Below are 17217 nucleotides of genomic sequence, written 5' to 3'. Positions count from 1 at the left end.
ACCCTGCGTTTATTCGTCATCCGCCTTCTTCCCCTGGTGAGAAAACTGTTGGTCTTTAAGGCGATTATTCAGTTGCAGCAGATGGGCCTCCAGTGCGGTGACCAGAGACAGAATGTGAGGCAAGTCTTCTTCTTCCGCTGCGTTTTCCAGCCTCTCGCATATTCCGGCAAGTTCGTGCGCTTCAAGTAATCTCGCCCCTCCGGTCAGGCTGTGCGCCGCGCGTCGAATGCCCGTAAAATCAGCGTCCGCAATCCCCCGTTTAAATGCCGCCCAGTCCTGCGTATTTTGCGATATCGCCGCGTCGATCAGCCTGTCGAATATTTCGGGCTGCGATTGCGCCATCTCCCTCAAACCGAGACGAGTATGACGCTCCCCGGAGGGGGATGCCAGTCGCGTCGTTTCGGGGATATGCTCAAGGAGCCGCGCAAGTTCGACGGGCTTAAACAAGCAGGCCGTCATCCCGGCCTCCTCAGCCAGCGCGACGACTTTCTGCTCGGCCATGGCAGTCAATCCCAGCATCGGCCCGGGAGCCCGATTCAGCTGTTTTTCCTTTTCACGTAGTTGCCGGATGAGTTCAAAGCCGCTCATACCGGGCATATTGCAATCTGTAATCACCATATCAAACGGCGGCGTTTCCTCACCCCATAACTGCAGAGCCTGAACGCCATCTTCTGCCACAACGCACGTATGCCCGGCGACCGTCAGCTGCTGCGACAGTAGCATTCTGCTGGGAGCATGATCGTCCACCACCAGTATGTTACAGGGCGTGGAAACCGCCCCCACGTTCGTAGCCGGTGGCAAATCGGCTTCATCAATGACCGCTGGTGCAGAAAAACGAAAAATAAAGGTGGTACCTTCACCCGGTACGCTCTCTACCGCCAGCTGCCCGTCCAGTAATTCGGCGAGCTGCCGGCAAATCGTCAATCCCAACCCGGTCCCCTGCCGCGCAGAGTGGGCACTGTGAACCTGCACAAAAGGTTCGAAAATAGCGGCTTGCTGGGCTTCCGTTAATCCGGGACCTGAATCACTCACTTCCAGCACATAGCTATTACCGCGTTCAGGGGTTGAGGGGGTCTGATAGATTACAATCTCCACTTCACCGTGAGCGGTAAATTTGATGGCGTTACTCAGTAAATTGGAGGCGATCTGGCTCAGCATCAGGGGATCGCTCATGACCCGATCAACCTCGACGTCCACCTGCGTCAGCAGCGTCAAACCTTTTTTTTCTGCCGTATGATGAAATAACGTACTGACCTGATTAACAATAGCGTTGAGAGAAACCGGTACGGAGCGTACGGCATAGGTACCGGACTCGATTTTCGCCATATCCAGAATATCGCCCACGAGCATGAGCAGGAATTTCGATGATTCATAGGCAACAGCAATATTATTACGCCGTTGCGCCGGGGAGGAGTGGCCGAGATGCTCAAGTTCAAGCAGGCCGATAATGGCATTTAGCGGCGTGCGTATTTCATGGCTCATTTGCGACAGAAACACGCTCTTGGATTCACTCGCCTTTTCAACCTGTTGCTTTGCCACGGTGAGTTCATTTTGCAGTGCTTGCTGTATGGCCAGGTTCTTTTTGAGCCAGCGGTTGCGCCAGAAGTAAAAAGCCAGCATCACCGCGATGACAAACATCACGGCGCTGGCAATTAATATAGCGGTTCGGTAGCGCCCCCAGACTTCAAAGCGCTCAAGGGCATAGCGCATTTGCCAGCCCGTGAGTTCTGCGCCCATTTCACTGGATGTCTGTTCACTGAGCGTTTTGTTAATGATAGAAATCAGATCTTTATTTTCTGCGCTGGTCGCCATGGCAAGCCGAAGGGGGGCGATTGGCAGGGTTAAGGCGATCCGGAAACGATCGTTCAAATAGCTTTTCAGTACAAAACTGGCCGCGGTCTGCGGCACAATGACCCCATCGAGTCGGTGGGTAAAAAGTGAAAGCGCCGTTTCCAGCGAAAAATCATCTTCAACAAATTCCACCTGAGGGAAGCGTTCGCGCAGCTCAGGTAAATAATAAATGCCGGTAAATACCGCCACGCGTTTTCCCTTCATATCAGACAGAGAGCGAATGGCGGGGAATGCGCTACGGGTCACCAGCACCCAGTTAGATATTTGATAGGGCCGGGAGTAGATAATGTCAGGTTCGTGAGTTGCCGATGCATCTGCGGCCGCTATTAACGAGTCAGGCGCGCGTTTCAGCGCATCACGCATCTCCGGCACATTTGAAAACGGAACCCAACTGAACGTTAATCCCGTCTCTTTGGCGATGTTCTGGAGTAATGATACGGCATACCCACTCTGCTGACCGCCATCATTAATGTAAGTTACCGGAACATGCGTGTTTACCACATACACCGCAATCTTAGGATGATGCGCAATCCAGTTTCTTTCCTCAGAAGTAAGAGCGTTTTTAAGGGTCTTTTTTCCCTCTTCCGACAGGCGCGTCAAACCCCACGTCTGGGCTACTTCATTGTAAATGTGGCGGCGACGATCTCTGAGTGCCGTGTTGATGGCATCCTTAAGGGGCATCATGTCCGGACGGATGATAAATCTGGGTCCCTGTTCTGGCAAAAACGTACTGGGGGACAGCGTTAACTGGCTATTGAAATTCTGACGATTAATCTCGGCAGCCGTCACAAAGTTGGTCCAGAATACGGCATTGTCATCATTGGCCACAGACGCCATTGCGCGGTAATCATCTGTAGCGGCAGTCAATGAAGCCTTCGGAAACGCGTTTCTTAGCTGTTCGCGTAACGCATCTCCACCAATATAAAACAGCACTTTTCCACGTAATCCGTCCGCTTCCCGAACCGGTTTTTGGCTCACCAGAACAGCACGATCGGCCAGATAACGGTCGGTCAGAAGCAGGTCGGGATGACGTTCTGTATCGGTAAGGGAACGATCGTCGACGATCATGTCCACCTGTGACGCGGTTAAGGCTTCCAATGCTGCAGAACTGTCAGGGTAACGTAATACCTGGAAATCCACTCCCAGCGTGCGGGACAAACGTTCGAGGTAGTCCGCCGTAATCCCCTCAAAATCCCGATCGGCAATGCTCACCTGATAGGGTGGATGTGCGGATGCGCTCACCCCAACGCGGATTGCTGGATGCTGTTGAAGCCAGCCTTTATCGTCAGGATTAAGTTCGGGAAGGGGCTCAGAAAAATGCGTATGGGCCAGAAGATTTAGCGAAACGGGTTTGGCCGAAATAGCAAAAGCAGGTCCCAGCAGACAAATCAACGCAAGAAGAAGGCCTGACTTATTCCATAATGCTGACATACGCCTCCATTAGCGTGTGCGTCGAAGTCTGTTCGTGAATTCAGTCAAAAATACGCCGGAAGTGTGACCCTGAATGTGATGGTCATTAGGTCTCTAAACCTTACTGCTCGCTCAGGCGTGATGAACCGACTGAACCTGTAGTCCCCTGCCTACAGGATAAGGTGGCGCGGTCTCATATTTCTCCCTGTTCTTTTCCGTTACCGTAAATATACGACAGAAATCTTTCCCAGGCGCAGTGTAAAAAACATGATGAATGACAACCCTATCTTCGATAACCCCCTTATGCCTGACACAAAAAGAGCCCCTCTCCGGCGCGTTCTTATCGGAACGGCATGCCATTTTACGTCGCAGGGGCTTTATACGGTTTTATCGGCAGACGCACAGGCATGCGGTAGGTTGCTCATAACAAAAATCTCGTCAACTACGCTCCCGCACACCCACTGCAACGCAGATATGGTGATTCTCGACGAGGTCGCCTTAAGGGAGGACAAACTGAATATTTTGTCGGCATGTATTACGACGGACACGACGATAGTGGTCATGACAGACCGTATTTTTCGCGATACTTACAGCCTTGAGCACAATAAGAAAATCATTTTTATTGAGAAATCGGCTCCCGTAAACAGGTTAAAGCGCAGTCTGTTTCATCTTCTGCTGTCTGCTATCCCCGTCCGTAGGTCTTCTCGTCCGGAGGGACATCAGCGCGCCAGAATGGTTGAACGCGAAGTGTTATACGCCTTAATGAAGGGGGAAAAACCCGGCGATGTTGCCCGGAGGATGGGCATCAGCTACAACGCGGTAAGTCGATACAAAATGCTGGCCCTAAAACGAGCCGGGTTGAAAAGCCTGAATGCACTGTTAGTAAGAAAAAACAGACATCTTTATCAAAACCTGTAGTTCTCCATTGCAGCGTGAGCATTTTAGTTTGCCAGAACAAATTCCCGTTGATACCAGAAAATCCGGGCCAGAAACCGCACTATCAGGCTTTGGGTTGATTCCGCTTGGCCTGGAATGAGTTTGAGATGATGCGTTAACAGAAACCAATAAAACATAATCATTTGATTTACATAGCCATTTAAATTCTAAAACTCTTGTAGCGGCCAAAAAATGGCCACCACATTACCTCTGCAGATCCGTCATGAAGGCAAAGCCGTCGGGCATAGTGTATTTAACCGGGCAACCTTCAAAAGAGAAATGGATTCGAACCCTGTGCCGCAGATCAGGACCATCCTGCACCTTCCCCCCTTTTAGAGGCACACAAAGCCTGTTGGATGGTGCAATCATTCACAACTCAGCCAGATCCAGTGTGCTCAGATCCGGGCTCACGCCATGACCGGTATCGCTTTGAGTCAGTTGTTCAGCAAACAGACCAGACGGCGCGCGGGCTGATTTCCTGACGCTACCGTGGCTAGTCAGCCATGCTCAGTGAACCTGGCTAAGACGAGGTGGAAATGGTGCAGTGATAACGAATATATTCTGCAAGCGTGTTCTATATGGGCTCTTTCAAATCTTCGCGCGTGCGAACGTTAATTTCATGTATAAGTGCTACCCCCCGCTAAACTAACCTTAAGTTGTGGATCCTGTAGGATTGATTTGGCGAGTTTTGAATCATAAAGTGATTATCGTCAGATTTATGGAAGGTTGCGGACAGGAAGTCGACAAAGCGGGAGTTTTTACAATGCTCCACACTAAAGTTAACCGAATCTATTGCTATGAGTGATTGTGATGAAAAGTACAGCGCGAAATCAGGTTTCCATTGCCTTGTTAGACGATCATCTTCTGGTGCTACGAGGGCTTGCTGATGTATTGCGCGAAAACCCTGATTTTAATGTCACAGGTACTTTTACTGACAGCAAAGAATTACTGAAAGCGCTGAAGGCATTTAAAGCTGATGTGATAATTGTGGATTATGAACTTGCGCCGTCTGATATCGACGGCCTCAGCCTTATTCAGATGGTTCGTCGGCAGTATGAGGATGTTGCCATTCTGGTACTTTCAGCGCATTACAACACAGCCACTGTAGCGCAGGCACTGCGCGGTGGGGCCAACGGATTTATTGGTAAAAATCGACCTTTTGAAGAAATTCAAAATGCAGTACTTGAGGTCAGCCGTGGTAGAACGTTCATTGAAAGCCGAATGGCACAGGAGTTGGCCCAATATCAGCAGCAGGGGGAAGTGCTGCTGACAGGAAACTTCAGCAAGGTGAATGTTGAACGGGCATTAAGTCTGGCGGTTCTTTCACCTAAAGAGCAGGAGGTTATCCGATGTTTTATTACCGGTATGACAGTCACAGAGATTGCCGAGAAATTTAACCGCAGCCTGAAGACCGTTAGCGGCCAGAAACAGAGTGCTTTGCGCAAGCTGGGTTTGAAAGCTGACCACGAGCTTTTTATTATCAAAGATGAGTTAATGAAGATACTTCAATTTTAAGCGTTTGCAGCCAGGATTCCTTCTGGCTGCTGCTGAGTTCTGCACCTTCCCGCAGTGCCGCTTCAATCCGGGTGGCGACGTATGCCAGGTTATTGAGGTTATACGTCTGGGCCGCGCCGCGAAGACGATGGACGTGATACTGCATCAGCCTGACATTGCCATCCGAGCTTGCAGCGGAAAATCCCTGCAGGTCTTCCCGCAACCACCGCGCCAGTTCCTCCTCCTGCTGGGGATTTTGCTGACGTTTTAAGCGTGCTGTTGATGGGGAAAGATGGCACCAGCGACGCAGATTATGCGCCAGCGAGCTCAGTACGATAGGTTTGCTGAGCACCACGTTAATTCCGCTTTGCTGGCAACTTGAAAGATGCGTTTCGTCACTCATAGCAGAAATTGCAATCAAGGGCATCGCTTCACTGCCACGTTGCTGCTCAATTTCCCGAAGCCTACGCGCAACTTCGTAACCGCTCAAGTCGGGAAGATTAATGTCAAGCAGTATCACGTCATAATAGTTTTCATCGGCGATTTTACTTAAGGCTTGTGCTCCAGTCTCGACTATATCGGCCTGGCAACCCAGCACCGCCAGCTGATCCTTCAATATTCGTTGTGCAGCAGGGTGATCTTCCACGACAAGAAGTATTGTATCGGACTTAAAAAGCGGAAGATCTGGCTCGGCAGGCATTCTCTCCGGTTCAGTTAAACGAAGGGGTAGCTTTATGCTAAATAGGCTTCCCTTGTCCGGTTCGCTCTGACACATCAGCTCACCCTTCATCAGACGCATCAACTGCCAGCAAATCCATAAACCCAGCCCGCTACCTCCATAATGGCGATCGGGTGCGTCGTCCGCCTGCATCCAGGCTTTAAACAGGTTATGTTGGATTTCAGGTGAAATGCCTATACCCGTATCGGCGACGTCTAGCGAAATCATGCACGTTTTATTGGCCAAAAACTCACCCTTTAGCGTTACTGAAACAGAACCACTCGCGGTGAACTTTATCGCATTGGACAGCAGATTGTTGACGACTTGTCTGATCCGGTGCGGATCACCTTCCATCATCTGGTTATCGAGGTCGGGATTGATACATACGGACAGCATCAGTCCTTTTTGCGCGGCAAGTGGACGATAGCTGTCACATACCGCACGGATAAGCTCTGCAAGTACAAACGGGCGCGACTCAAGGCGGATACCTTTCTGGCTTATTTTGCTGTGATCAAGTATATCGTTTAGCAGGTCCAGCAGACTGCGGGCGGAAGAACTGGCAAGTGCGAGATACTGTTCCCGTTGCTCATCCGTCACCGGGCGATTCAGCAGTTCAAGGGAGGCAATCATCGCATTCATAGGCGTGCGAATTTCATGGCTCATCATTGCCAAAAACTGCGTCTTATGTTTTTCACTGGCCATGGCTTTTCGCCACAGTTTTACGGTGCGTTGCAGCATCCATCCCAGCAATATCAGCAGCAATAAAAAAGCCGAAATTTCCAGACTGTACAAAGAAAAAATAACCCCAGTGCTGGGATAGCCGAGTTTCATATCACTCACCCAGCGGTTAAAAATAGTATTACTCATTTGTGCTGGAATCGATCCTAGCGACTTATTTATTATGCTCAATAGCAGAGGCTGATCCTGCCGAATAGCGATATTAATACCCGCGCGTAATTCAGGGATCTGCCCTGCAATGGCGAGCTTATGCGAGTAATACCTGTAATAAAGAGGCCTGATGACCAAATCAGCGCCAAGTCCGACATCCGCATCCCCACTATAGATCGCTTCGAATAATCCACGAGTATGATCCTGGGGGACCAGGCTAATCTCCGGGTGGTGTTCACGAAGCCAGCTTTCATAATAAGTGCCACGGCGAACCGCAACGCGTTTCCCACTGAGTTGTTGCAGTGACTGTATTGTGGCCGCGTCATTATCACTGATAACCAGGGCGTGTGTGGTCATCCATCGCTGGCTGAAGCGCCATTCTTTAAGCTCGCTTTCGGGTAAAAATTCAGGGGATATTGCGGAAATAAGCTGCGGGGCTTTGGCTCCGTCAGTCAGAATAAAATTCAGCCCGCTTATTTTGCTTATCACGTCGAGGTAATCACGACTCAGACCAAAATGTTGTCCTTTTTCTTCATAGTCCAGAGGCCAGCTGGGGATGACGTTATAAATGACCTGCTGATGTTCTGCGATCCATCGTCGTTCTTCCGGGGAAAAAAGCGGCTCTGATGCCGCAGATGGCAGGTGATAAAACAGACCTGTGAGTGTCATCAACAGGCTGATGATGAAATGCATAATGAATAACCTGAATTCCTAAAATCAATTCAGGTATTTGATGAAAAAAACACCACAAGCTCTACAAGAGCACTCTCATTTGATTTTGATGTGATCCAGTCTATTTCTCCACGCATCAATTCTGAGCAGATCGGGCACTCCTTGCCGTCGCAAGGATTGTTCAATTTCTTCCGAAAGTAACGCGAGCTCGGAAAGATTATACATCTGCGCCACGCCGCGTATCCGGTGGCTGTAATAAATCATCTGAATATTGTCACGGCTCTCGCATGCCTGGTGAAATTGATCTATGTCCTGTCTGAGCAACTGCCGCACTTCGTCATTAATCACCGGCGAGGATCTGCCTGCGAATGAGGTATCGTCGTTGAGCTGTCCAAAATTAAGCCCCTGATGAGAGGGGAGACAATACCGCCTAAGCATTTCTGCGAGTGGGTTTAAACGGATAGGTTTGACCAGTACATCGTCCATACCGCTTAGCTGGCACCGTTTATGGTGTTCCTGACTACTGACAGCAGAAATAGCTATTATAGGCATGCGTTCATGTTGGTGCAGGCGTTCATATTGCCTGATTTCACCGGCCAGCCAGTAGCCATCTTTACCCGGCAGATTACAATCCAGCAGCATAAGGTCGTAATAATTTTCATCTTCAAGCAACTGAAACGCATCCTCCGCACTTTGAGCGACTTCCCATTCGCAACCCAACAGATCAAGCTGTGCAGATATCACGCGTTGATTAGCGGGATGATCCTCAACAATCAGCACACTTAAGCCCAGAGAAAGCACGGGCAGGTTATCCGCGGTGGGCGTATCTGTTTCGGGGGGATGTACGCGTTGCGCCGACAGTGTGCAGGTAAAGATGCTGCCCTTACCTTGTTCACTTTTAAGCGAAATATCACCTCCCATTTGTTTTGCAAGCTGGCGGGACAGGTAGAGCCCTAAACCACTGCCGCTGCGAAGGCCTGTACCACTGCTTTCAGCCTGGTGCCACGCCTGAAAAAGGCGCTGCTGATCGACTTCACTGATACCGATACCGCTGTCCGTTACCCTGATGGAGAGTACTCCGCATACACTTTCCTCTGACGTCCAGGTGCACTCTAATGCAATGCTACCGACGTCAGTGAATTTGACCGCGTTTGAAAGAAGATTATTAACAATCTGCCTTACACGGTGTGCATCTGCGTCAATCCATAAATCGGAGGGTAAAGCGTCCAGCGCAGAATATAGCTTTAATCCTTTGCGTTCTGCTGACGGCCGCTGGCTGTCACATACCACCATGAGTAACTGACGAATATCGCAGGGAGCCATCTGAAGCGGCACAGGCTGATGGGTGAGTTTGCTGTGGTCGAGCACATTATTGAGTAATTCCAGTAAATCATTGGCTGCAGAGAGCGCGAGCACCTGATATTCCTCCGATTTATGCTGGCCCGCTGGCTGCTGTTGGAGCTCCAGAGCGGCAACAATGGCGTTCATCGGCGTGCGAATTTCATGACTCATGATGGCGAGAAACTCTTCTTTTTGTTTTTCGCTTCTCTGCGCCCGTCGGCGAGCCTTAAGGGCGTAAAACAGAGTCAGCATTAACAGCATTAACAGAATGCCAAAAACAAAAAGTTCATAGCGATAATGGTATATAACCACGCTTATCGAGGGCGAACCAAAATCTACAATACCTACCCAGTGTTCAAAAACCTGCTGTGCCTCAAGGGCGCTGATGCTTTCAAGGGTGACGTTGATAATATCGCGCAGTATCGGATAGTGAGGATCAACGGCCATATTGATGCTGCTGGCCATTTCAGGAACCTGTCCGGATATGGCCATATCACGTGCATAATAACGCTGGAGAAGCGGTAGAATCACCAGCCCTGAGCCAATAGCAGCATCGCTGTCACCGTCTTCAACCTTCTGCAGTGCAGCCTTTACATCGCTAACTTCAACCAACCGTATTGCAGGATTATGCTGGCGGATCCAACTGGCATATTCACTGTTTTTCTCGATCGCCAGCGTTTTACCGGACATTTGACCCAGAGTCCGGATGCCTGTCGCGGTATTTTTACCGATCAGCATGGGCATGGTGTTAGCCCATGCATGAGTCATCAGCCAGCGGGATTTATCGTTATCGCTAAGTAATTGCACGCTGAGCGCCGCAACAAGCATAGGCGGTGATGCTACTGCGTCTTCAGGAGCGATATACCTGAAATGCAGCCCCGTCCGTGCGCTGATTTCCTGCAGAACACTCTGACTGAGCCCGACCGGATGACCGTTGACGCGAAAGTCCTGCGGCCAGCGGTCGCTGACGGTGTAGGTGACGTCCGGATGGTGCTTAATCCACTCCAGTTGTTCCGGGCTAAGCGCTGTCGGCTTCGCCTGAGCGGCAGATAAAGTGATAAGACAGAGCAGAAGTGTTATCCACTTTTTCATGAATTAACCATCAATATAATCTCAATAAGAGATATTGATTGCGAATAATGGCGCACTTTGCAAGTTAATCATGTTGTAATGAGGCTGTAAGCAGTGGAGATGCGTTGCGGGGATCTAGCCTGAGCCAGCATGCACCGGCGTCAGGCTGAATGGATCGCCCCATTCGAAGAGGTAGTAAGGGGCAGGTTATTGGCTGGCGAAAGGCAAATCGGCATCAAATACGAGCGTTACTGCCCCTTTCCAGGTGGTACCGGGTTGGGTGATCATTTTACGACTATCAGGCCCATTAATCTTAAACTGAACTGTTGATGAAGCGGCATTATTAAATTGTGTAGGTTCAAGATTAAAGCTTGGCATATGATTTTGTCGCATCGGTAGCACCATATCTGTCACGGATTCACCCGTTATTATATTTCGCATTTGGGGCATCGTTACGGAGATAATAACGGGAACCGTTTCATCTGACCCCTCCTTTTGTAATGCACAGTTGCCAAGCTGGTTATGTTCGCATTCAAGATATAAGCTAAATGGTGCCGAAGCGGTTAAAGCAAAGGTTGATTGTGCTCTTAATGGAACCTCATTTGAACCTGAACCGATTACGGTGTCCCAGCCCCCTTGAGGTTCCAGCATCACTTTTTGAGAGCTGGTGTGTTCAACCTTGAAATCATGTTTGATTGTGGTCCGAATCGTAATTTTTAACTCATCATCACTGTAAGTGGCGTTACCCAAATCTATCGCATTGTTATTACCTACAAAATAGCTAATTGAACCCTCATAATTACCATTGGGTAATGACATTGGACTTAACGATCTCAACTCATAACCGATGGAAATCGGACTTATGGTAATATCATTTACATTTACATCCGGGACTTTTTTATAGCATTCCAGACCAGGTCCAGGATGTATCCACCCAAAATCATAAACTGTTGAACTGCTTAGAGAAGTGGCCCGCTCACAACCGCCAACAGGCGATAGCCCACCCACGGAAAACTTGTCCTTATCCCATCCTGTTCGGGTCACAAACCTGGTGAACACAGCCGTTATTCTAAATGTTGCGGTGATTTGTTTGCGGCTGCCTCGATCATATAACGTCACAATTCGCCACCCGTTGTCGATGCGCTGATAAAGCTGGTCTCTTAAACTGGTGCTATTGAAATTTAATACGCGATTTCTTGCACTCAAATTAGTTGCAATCGTGACATTCCCCGCTCTGCAATATGCCGTGTTTGCATTGGTCTGACAAAACCCTGAAATAGGCGTAGTGTTCACAAATTCATTATTACCAGGATTTACGGCTGAAGGAGTAAACTCTGTAGTAATAATAACTTCGTCTGCATAGACAAAGCGATTAGTGGCAAGCGTAAGCAGTAATAGGATAAAAATTTTTATAACAGGGTTCATCATAATAATCTCTTAGTTCGATGTTGATATAAGCTTGTTTTATTTTTACAGTAGCTCCAACAGGAGTACTCTCAAACTGGTCGCAGTTATAAGATAACTTTTTCGAGAAAAAGGATTCTTCCTTGCAGGACGACATTCATGTTTTGAGAGTGGTCTTGTGTAAGAGTAAGCTTAGTTTGAGGCATAGTCTTGCTCATTGAATACGCACAACCTCATATTGCATGGGCACGAGGTGGTGTTAATCACTGAGAGGTCACAATGTTAAAAACTTTATTAGGTATTGCACTATTCACCGCTTCAGGTATTGCAGCCGCAACGCCACAAATCTCTATCGGCTCTATGTATGAATTTATAGATGCGGATAAAAGCACCTTATTGAAACGTATTCGTAACAACGGTGATCAAACGGCTTATATCCGCACGGAAGTCAGTGAGATAATTTATCAACACGATGGAAAAAAAATCGAACGAAAAATGGATGCAAGCGAGGTAGCACGCGGAAACATTAATGGCCTGGTGTTTACCCCATTGCGCATGATTATTCCTGCTAAGGCTATGCAGTCCGGACGATTAGTGTTTTCTGGTAAGCGTGAACAGGAGCGCTATTTCCGAGTACGCTTCTCACCAGTATTACCTAAAGATCAGTATGAATTTAATCAATCTAAGCAGGAGTATGAGGCTTATCGTCAAAAACTTAGTGCAGGTATTAATATCCTGACAGGATTTGGCGCAATGATTATTGTACGCCCCGAAAATGTCAGATACAGCACGCAAATCGAACGTGTCGGACAAATCATTTCATTTAAGAACAATGGCAATAGCACAGTTTTAATTGACGGAATTAAAGAATGCATAAATAAAAAGTGCGCGCCAGAAAATTCGGTTTTCTTGTTACCTGGTAAAACACACCAGATACACCAGAAAACCAATCATTCTCTGCAATTTATTTTGCAGGAAGGAAGTAAAAGTACACCGAAATCATTCGGTTAATATTTAATCCCTTATTGAGAGTCTACCATGTTCAAGAAAATTCTCCTTACCGCACTGATTAGCACCTCTGCTACGGCAATTGCAGATGATACCACTACACTACAGTTTGATTTAGAAGCTACGGTTCCAACAACGCGTTATTTCGTTGAATTTAACGACCCTACTTTTGGCACGAATACACAGGAGATGGTGTGGAACCAAAGTGCTCAGAAACTGGATAATGTTTCTACTCAACTGAAAGCGCTAAATAATAGTGGAAAAATTGAGGCTTATATTGCTTCCGCTGCAGAGTTAGTTCACGAAACTGATATCAGTAAGAAGATCCCGCTGACAGTAACCATTGACGGAAAAACGTTACCTGTTGGGGCTGCTTCAGCCGTTGAGATTGTGGATGATGCGACTACCACAGTACAGACGTTGCCGCTGGTGGTTAGCCCAACAGGAGCACCAACCTATGATGATGGGAAATATAACGGCACCGTCACCATGAATTTTGATCACAGTTTTTAATTGTGCCTGTTTGAATACAAGGGCGCGTCAGCGTCCTTTTTTTAACGGATAAAACCATGACGTTATTCTCAAAAAAAACTCTGACCATTGCGGTAATGATGTCGTTGATGTCGCTGCCGGTCACTGTATTCGCCATGGAAGATTTGAACACACAGGCAGAAAATTTGCCTGCAGATTTTAGTAGTCATTTCTTCGATGCGCCATTGCTGACCAAAGTTGAGCTGGATGGAGAGTATTTAGGTGACGCCATGGTTTTATTATCAAGGAATAACACCGTCCAACTTATTAATTTCTCCCAATTCTCGGAAAGCAAATTATCATCACAAGTCCGTAATCGTTGGGCAAATACACTTAAACAGTCGAACAAGCTAGGGAAATGCGATAAAAATTGTGCAGACGGCTTAATTAGCCTTGATTACAGCTTGATCAACGCGGCGCTATATATCACCACCGATGCAGATAAAAATGCCCGGGGCGGCGTGCGTCACATTGCTCTGCCTGAAACCGGCAGTAGTGGATTGATACTGCGTAACCAGATGAATTTAGTTGGGGGTGAAATGCAGCCCTGGTCTGGTTATCAAAGCTTACAGGCACAAGGCAGTATTGGGAACTGGACGGCACAGGCCAGTAGCCAGCTCAGCCGTAGTGATGTTGAGAATAGTCATACTGAGGCACGTGTAAGTTCGCTTTTTTTACAACGTGAACTACCGGGGAAATCAGTTAGAGCAGGTCTCTTTATGCCTGATAGCCAGGGAATTTTGCGCCAGCCGCAAATGCCCGGCAGCCAAAGTAGCCAAACATTGGTTGGCGTGATGGTTGGAAGTTCAGACACGTTATTAGAAACGTCGGGGCAGGCCAGCGTCTATCCGCTTTACGTCACTGCCAATCGAGACGCAATCGCTGAAATTTATCGCGATGGTGTGTTGATCAATAGCCAGCCGGTTAAACCGGGTATGCAACAACTCGATACTACGGTATTGCCCTCCGGCATTTACAGTGTTGAGGTGCGTATACTTGAATTGGGTAAAGAAATTAGCCGCAGCGAAGAAACAATTTACAAGCCCAATAGCTGGCGCAATCCCGAAAGTCGCTGGCAATACAATATATATGGAGGTGTCGAACAACAGCTGGGCAACAATCGTCTTAACGATAACAGTGGCAAAGAGGCATTGGGTGCTAGCGCTAACTATTTGTTGCATCCGCGTGTGATTGTAGGTGCTGCAGGACAACGTAATGCCAACGGGAACCAGGTGGGCGCTTCAACCGATATTCAGGCTGGGCAGAATGTCCGCCTTTATGGCAGCGTCGGCGTGAGCGACAGTCTGGGGTCGCGATTCGACACGCAGTTCAACTGGCAAATGCGACCACAAACCAGCTTAATGCTGAATCATAGCCAGAGCTGGTACGGCGAGGAAAACTCCTTTTGCGGTAACAAAAAGTGCCAAACCACTAAGCATCAATCCAGCGGGGCGACACTAAACCATCGACTCGATAATGGCGACTCGCTTTCACTACGCGGCACGCATTACGAACGTGAAAAGAGCGTTGGGATAGATGCTAACTGGCGTACTCGTTTCACCGTTAAAGACACGCCAATCTCATTAACGCTAAACGGCTTTGATCGTCCTTATCGCCAAAGTGGGAGCACAAGAAATCGTGGAGCGAACCTTAATCTCAGCTTCGCCCTGGGCGGGAGTGGACGCAGCATAAACGCGACATTGGGCAGTCGTAATGATAACCGGGGTGAACGAGAAATGTTCGCTTCCGCGGGTATAAGCCAGTCCTTTGAACAAGGGAGCATTAAAAGCTTTTCGGCTGGGGTCACCGGCGATCGATATGGTCTGAGCGGCAATATTTATAGCGACTTCGCGCATCGCTACGCCAGCGGTTCGATATATGCGCAAAGTACCAGCAATAACAGCAAATTGAGTGGCGGTATCAACATGAGTAATACGCTTGCCGTTGGTGGCGGTAAGGTCTCAGCCAGCCATACCCCTGAATCATGGGCCAGTCACACCGGCATGATCATTGATGTTGAGAGTGACGATGCAGATGTCATCCTCAAAGCCTGGGATAGCATGGGAACCACCAGCACTTTACGTGCCGGTCGTAATTTCATTCCCGTGAATGCGTGGAAATCAGGTCAGATGCAAATTGATTTCATTGGTAAAGATGCGCCAGCACTCAAAGTCTGGCCAACGGAACTGCCTTATCACTTGAATAAAGGGGGGGTAGCAACCGCTAAAGTACGCGTAATGAAAACCGTCACGGTGATTGGTCGCGTGGTAGATATTAACGGAAATCCTTTGTCCGGTGCCAAATTAGTGAATCATGCCGGACATGGTATCTCTGAAGGGGATGGTTTTTTTGTCACTGATATGCATGAACATACGCCGGAACTGATCATTCATTCACGTAACGATCAGCAATGCAAAGTACATCTGGATGTCAATGCATTCAAGCGTGAAAATAATACGCTGATGGTCGGCGATCTGAGTTGTAAAAAGCAAAAGAGTTAAGCCTGCACGTGGAGACTTTTCAAAAATATTTATACAGGAAGCGGATCCCATGAATTTCAGCCGTTCTCAACCGTTGCGCATCATTATCCTTGACGATCAACCAATTTTTTTACGGGGCGTTCATAATCTCTTCCAGCATGAGTTTGATATTAAATTGTTGGGTAGTGTAAGTGATTGCACAGATCTGGATATATTCATTAATGATGCTGATATTTTGCTTATGGATTTTGCGCTTTTGCCGCAGAAAAAAAACGGAATCAACTTAATTAATTATTTGCATAAGCACCATCCAAATTTATATATTTTAGTGATGTCTTCGTTTTATTCTGCCAGCAGCGTCTCCATGGCATTGCGCAATGGCGCACGAGGGTTCATTCACAAGCAGGCGTCAGAAGCTGAAATGATTAATGCGGTAAAGGTGGTCGGTAGCGGCAATGTGTATCTGGAGCTGGAAATGGCGGTACTGCTGGCGCAATTACATTACGCTGAAATGCAGGCTTCTTCCAGACATGCGCCGCCAACGCAAGAAGCTTCGCGGGTTTCGCTCAGCAGTTTGTCGCCCAAAGTGCAGGAAGTCATACACGGCTTGCTGGAGGGAATGACTGTGAAAGAGATTGCACAAAAATATGGACGCAGTATTAAGACTATCAGCGGACAGAAACAGACCGGTATGCGCAAACTGGGGCTTAAATCGAATAGAGAACTTTATTTACTGCGCCATAATCTGGACTACAGCGCATAACAAACACAAGTCATTGACCGGCGGACTCAGCAATATTGCGAGCAAAAACAATTGAGTTGAATTGGCTAATGAAATGATATCAACATTATTTATTTGTCGAGTTTTTTTATTTTACAGACTTCATAATATTGGAGGTTAAAGCAGAAGAAGGAATTAGAGTAAACTATATAATAAATTGAAAATGAGTTAGTTTTCAAGTTACATCTTTATATATTCCCGAAAGCCATGCCACTCAAGCGCCACAGAATGAAACATATTATTGAGTGGTACATCCCGAATCTGCTTTTCTTCTTTCCTGGTAAAGGATGGGTCGATACCATCTGTCAGCTTATAGGCTTTCTCTCTGGGTTTAGCAGCGCCAGCCTGTCGCGTATTAAGTTTCAGTGAAGCTATAACCCTGGAACGAATATAAACCCGTTGATAACAGGAAATAAGATTACAGGACGGAAACAGCTTTGAGTTGTTTTCGGTAGACATGAGAAGAGTTTTGAGTGGTGCCGATAATAGGAGTCGAACCTACGACCTTCGCATTACGAATGCGCTGCTCTACCAACTGAGCTATATCGGCCCTGAGAGGCCGGTTACGAGTGTAACCACGGTGCAAAAGGTTAGATCTAACCGGGTGATGCGTCAATGCCCTTTTGAATCAA

Annotated in this window: 10 protein-coding genes and 1 tRNA gene; 6 read left to right on the top strand and 5 right to left on the bottom strand. The window is 47.8% G+C overall.

Annotated elements, in window-relative coordinates; all coding sequences use genetic code 11:
- Positions 1-9: 9 nt before the first annotated feature.
- Entirely contained in the window at positions 10-3282 is a 3273-nt protein-coding gene (locus tag ACMGGM_RS17815; RefSeq protein ID WP_414149060.1) for an ATP-binding protein, read from the bottom strand.
- A 453-nt stretch (positions 3283-3735) separates the two neighbouring features.
- Here ACMGGM_RS17815 and ACMGGM_RS17810 point away from each other — a divergent pair, with 453 nt between their 5' ends.
- Together ACMGGM_RS17810 and ACMGGM_RS17805 are read left to right on the top strand one after the other, a co-directional pair.
- Positions 3736-4179 carry a hypothetical protein gene (locus tag ACMGGM_RS17810; protein ID WP_127314866.1) on the top strand — a complete coding sequence of 148 codons (444 nt, stop codon included), beginning with the start codon at positions 3736-3738 and terminating at the stop codon, positions 4177-4179.
- Between the two features lie 828 nt (positions 4180-5007).
- The gene (locus ACMGGM_RS17805; RefSeq protein WP_414149059.1) at positions 5008-5712 is read left to right on the top strand and encodes a response regulator; all 705 of its coding nucleotides are present in this window, start codon (positions 5008-5010) and stop codon (positions 5710-5712) included.
- Here ACMGGM_RS17805 and ACMGGM_RS17800 read toward each other — a convergent pair.
- From ACMGGM_RS17800 to ACMGGM_RS17790, 3 genes are all read right to left on the bottom strand, one after another.
- Positions 5678-7990: an ATP-binding protein gene (locus tag ACMGGM_RS17800; protein WP_333109946.1), complete on the bottom strand. Its 2313-nt coding sequence runs from the start codon at positions 7988-7990 to the stop codon at positions 5678-5680. The two genes, ACMGGM_RS17805 and ACMGGM_RS17800, sit on opposite strands and share 35 nt — an antisense overlap.
- A gap of 75 nt (positions 7991-8065) precedes the next feature.
- Complete coding sequence (locus ACMGGM_RS17795; RefSeq protein WP_414149058.1) at positions 8066-10402, bottom strand: ATP-binding protein; 2337 nt, start codon at positions 10400-10402, stop codon at positions 8066-8068.
- Between the two features lie 186 nt (positions 10403-10588).
- Positions 10589-11809 carry a hypothetical protein gene (locus ACMGGM_RS17790; protein ID WP_213784187.1) on the bottom strand — a complete coding sequence of 407 codons (1221 nt, stop codon included), beginning with the start codon at positions 11807-11809 and terminating at the stop codon, positions 10589-10591.
- Between the two features lie 255 nt (positions 11810-12064).
- Here ACMGGM_RS17790 and ACMGGM_RS17785 point away from each other — a divergent pair, with 255 nt between their 5' ends.
- The 4 genes from ACMGGM_RS17785 to ACMGGM_RS17770 are packed head-to-tail and all read left to right on the top strand — an operon-like array spanning position 12065 to position 16567.
- Positions 12065-12796, top strand: coding sequence for a hypothetical protein (locus ACMGGM_RS17785; RefSeq protein WP_069601762.1), 732 nt, complete (start codon positions 12065-12067; stop codon positions 12794-12796).
- 27 nt (positions 12797-12823) lie between these two features.
- Positions 12824-13306 carry a CS1 type fimbrial major subunit gene (locus ACMGGM_RS17780; RefSeq protein WP_045269688.1) on the top strand — a complete coding sequence of 161 codons (483 nt, stop codon included), beginning with the start codon at positions 12824-12826 and terminating at the stop codon, positions 13304-13306.
- A 56-nt stretch (positions 13307-13362) separates the two neighbouring features.
- Positions 13363-15825: a CS1-pili formation C-terminal domain-containing protein gene (locus tag ACMGGM_RS17775; protein ID WP_250365968.1), complete on the top strand. Its 2463-nt coding sequence runs from the start codon at positions 13363-13365 to the stop codon at positions 15823-15825.
- 49 nt (positions 15826-15874) lie between these two features.
- Complete coding sequence (locus ACMGGM_RS17770) at positions 15875-16567, top strand: response regulator transcription factor (RefSeq protein ID WP_052684084.1); 693 nt, start codon at positions 15875-15877, stop codon at positions 16565-16567.
- Positions 16568-17059: 492 nt separating this feature from the next.
- On the opposite strand, the gene ACMGGM_RS17765 is transcribed toward ACMGGM_RS17770, so the two are convergent.
- A tRNA-Thr gene (locus ACMGGM_RS17765) sits at positions 17060-17135 on the bottom strand.
- Between the last annotated feature and the right edge of the window lie 82 nt (positions 17136-17217).

It is taken from the genome of Enterobacter sp. BNK-14, assembly GCF_047456095.1.
Lineage (GTDB): Bacteria > Pseudomonadota > Gammaproteobacteria > Enterobacterales > Enterobacteriaceae > Enterobacter > Enterobacter kobei.
Note: the sequence above shows the minus strand (reverse complement) of the source record. Positions and strands in the feature narration are given on the sequence as shown.

Bases quoted from the DNA above. Each gene is read 5' to 3' on its own strand.
- ACMGGM_RS17790 (WP_213784187.1), bottom strand. From the start codon at position 11,809: ATGATGAACCCTGTTATAAAAATTTTTATCCTATTACTGCTTACGCTT.
- ACMGGM_RS17805 (WP_414149059.1), top strand. From the start codon at position 5,008: ATGAAAAGTACAGCGCGAAATCAGGTTTCCATTGCCTTGTTAGACGAT.
- ACMGGM_RS17770 (WP_052684084.1), top strand. From the start codon at position 15,875: ATGAATTTCAGCCGTTCTCAACCGTTGCGCATCATTATCCTTGACGAT.
- ACMGGM_RS17815 (WP_414149060.1), bottom strand. From the start codon at position 3,282: ATGTCAGCATTATGGAATAAGTCAGGCCTTCTTCTTGCGTTGATTTGT.
- ACMGGM_RS17795 (WP_414149058.1), bottom strand. From the start codon at position 10,402: ATGAAAAAGTGGATAACACTTCTGCTCTGTCTTATCACTTTATCTGCC.
- ACMGGM_RS17800 (WP_333109946.1), bottom strand. From the start codon at position 7,990: ATGCATTTCATCATCAGCCTGTTGATGACACTCACAGGTCTGTTTTAT.
- ACMGGM_RS17775 (WP_250365968.1), top strand. From the start codon at position 13,363: ATGACGTTATTCTCAAAAAAAACTCTGACCATTGCGGTAATGATGTCG.
- ACMGGM_RS17780 (WP_045269688.1), top strand. From the start codon at position 12,824: ATGTTCAAGAAAATTCTCCTTACCGCACTGATTAGCACCTCTGCTACG.
- ACMGGM_RS17810 (WP_127314866.1), top strand. From the start codon at position 3,736: ATGGTGATTCTCGACGAGGTCGCCTTAAGGGAGGACAAACTGAATATT.
- ACMGGM_RS17785 (WP_069601762.1), top strand. From the start codon at position 12,065: ATGTTAAAAACTTTATTAGGTATTGCACTATTCACCGCTTCAGGTATT.